Genomic DNA, 2089 nt, shown 5'->3' with positions numbered 1-2089 from the left:
CGGCCCGGGGCCCCCGGGAGTTGGCGGGGGAGGGGCCCCCCCCCCCCCTGCCGTCCGGGCGGGCGGCGCCCCCCCCCCCTCCCCCGCCCTCCCCCCCCCCGGGGGGCCCCCCACCCTCGCCGACAGTCCCGCGCTGCTCCGGCGGTTCGCCGAGCTCGGCTGGCTGGGGATCTCCCTGCCCGCCGAGCACGGCGGGCAGGGCGGCACGTTCGTCGACGAGTGCCTCTTCCTCGAAGAGACGGCCCGGGGACTCGCCCCGATCACCGCCTACGGAACCGGCCTGACCGCCGCGCAGACCTACCTGCACTGGGGCACCGACGAGCAGAAGCGCACCATCGTCGAGTCGATCTGCGCCGGGAGCTTCGAGGCGATCGCACTGAGCGAACCGGGCGCGGGCTCGGACCTCGCGTCGGCCCGGATGCCCGCCGTGCTCGACGGGGACCACTTCGTGCTCGACGGGCAGAAGACCTGGACGACGGCGGCGCACCTGGCCGCGCACATCCTCGTCCTGACCCGCACGGACTCCTCCGGCGGCAAGCACGAGGGGCTCACCCTGCTCATGGTCCCGGCGGACGTGCCGGGCCTGGTCGTGCGGCCCATCGACACGATGTACGGGCACACCGTCAACGACCTCTACTTCACCGACGTCCGGGTCCCGGCGGACGCCGTGGTCGGCACGGTGGGTGGTGCCTGGCGCCAGCTCAACCGGGGTCTCGGCGTCGAGCGGCTGATCATCGCGGCGTCGAGCCTGGGCGCCGCCGAGCGCTCGTTCGACGACCTGCTGGGGTACGTGACCCGGCGCGAGCAGTTCGGCCGCACCATCGGCAGCTTCCAGGCGGTGCGGCACCGCATCGCCGATCTCGCCACCGAGATCGCCCTGTGCCGGGCGTTCCTCTACGACGTGGCGGACCGGCTCGACGCCGGGGACGAGAGCGGCCTGTCCCGCGACAGCTCCACGGCGAAGATCCGCTGCACGGAGGCGGCGAAGCAGACGGCGCTCGAAGCGGTACAGCTCATGGGCGGTTACGGCTACACCCGCGAGTTCGGGATGGAGGCGCAGGTCCGCAAGGCCCTGGCCCCGCCCATCTACGGGGGCACCAACGAGATCCAACGCGAGATCATCAGCCGGAGCCTGGGGCTCTGAGGAGGGACGCCATGACCACGTCGAAGAAGAGCCCGTTCGCACCGGACCTGCTCGCGGGCAAGCGCGTCCTGATCACCGGCGGCGGCACCGGCCTCGGCCGCGGCGTCGCCCGCCACCTCGTCGACCACGGCGCGACCGTGCACCTGTGGGGCCGCCGGAAGGCGGTGCTCGAGGAGGCGGCGGCCGAGGCCTCGCAGGCCCGGCCGGGTTCGGTGCACGTGCAGACCGTCGACGTGCGGGACGGGGACGGCGTCGACGCCGCCATGGAGGCGCTCTGGAAGGAGCACGGCCCGCTGACCAGCGTCATCAACAACGCGGCGGCCAATTTCATCGCGCCCACCGAGTCGCTGAGCCCGCGTGCCTTCGAGGCGGTCAGCGGCACCGTGATGAAGGGGTCGTTCCACACCACGAACTCGGCAGGCAAGCGGTGGATCGCCGCGGGCCTGCCGGGCAGCGTGCTCTCCACCCTGACGACCTGGGTGTGGACCGGCTCGGCGTTCGTCACGCCCTCGGCGATGGCCAAGGCCGCGGTGCACTCGATGACCATGTCGCTGGCCGTGGAGTGGGCGCGGTACGGGATCCGGCTCAACGCGCTGGCCCCCGGCCCCATCCCCACCGACTACGCGTGGGAGATGCTCAACCCCACCGAGAAGAGCTCGGTCGGGGCGACCCAGGCGGACGCGATCCCGATGGGCCGCACCGGAACCGTCGAGGAGCTGGCGAACCTCACCATCTTCCTGCTGTCCGACGCCTGCGACTACCTCACCGGCCAGACCATCGCAATGGACGGCGGCCAGATGCTCGCAGGTCCCGGCACCTTCGCCGGGCTCACCTCGATGACCGCCGAAGACTGGGCCGCGGCCACGGAGAAGAGCAAGGCCGCCAGCGCAGCGTCGAAGGCCCAGCGCTCCTGACCGCCCCGGGTGCCCGGCCGGGTCTCCGGCC

General features: G+C 73.1%; 2 protein-coding genes. Both read left to right on the top strand.

Annotation, left to right across the window (positions count from 1 at the left end; all coding sequences use genetic code 11):
* Nucleotides 1-133 precede the first annotated feature (133 nt).
* Nucleotides 134-1144 (top strand): acyl-CoA dehydrogenase family protein, encoded by a 1011-nt coding sequence (locus AB0B41_RS43120; protein WP_358213016.1) that lies wholly within the window; start codon nucleotides 134-136, stop codon nucleotides 1142-1144.
* 11 nt (nucleotides 1145-1155) lie between these two features.
* The gene (locus tag AB0B41_RS43115) at nucleotides 1156-2058 is read left to right on the top strand and encodes an SDR family oxidoreductase (RefSeq protein WP_358213014.1); all 903 of its coding nucleotides are present in this window, start codon (nucleotides 1156-1158) and stop codon (nucleotides 2056-2058) included.
* The last annotated feature ends 31 nt before the right edge of the window (nucleotides 2059-2089 follow it).

Source organism: Pseudonocardia sp. NPDC049154 (genome assembly GCF_040648315.1).
Taxonomy (GTDB): domain Bacteria; phylum Actinomycetota; class Actinomycetes; order Mycobacteriales; family Pseudonocardiaceae; genus Pseudonocardia.
The sequence above is the reverse complement of the archived record's forward strand: the minus strand, read 5'-3'. Positions and strand labels throughout refer to the sequence as shown.

Bases quoted from the DNA above. Each gene is read 5' to 3' on its own strand.
- AB0B41_RS43115 (WP_358213014.1), top strand. From the start codon at position 1,156: ATGACCACGTCGAAGAAGAGCCCGTTCGCACCGGACCTGCTCGCGGGC.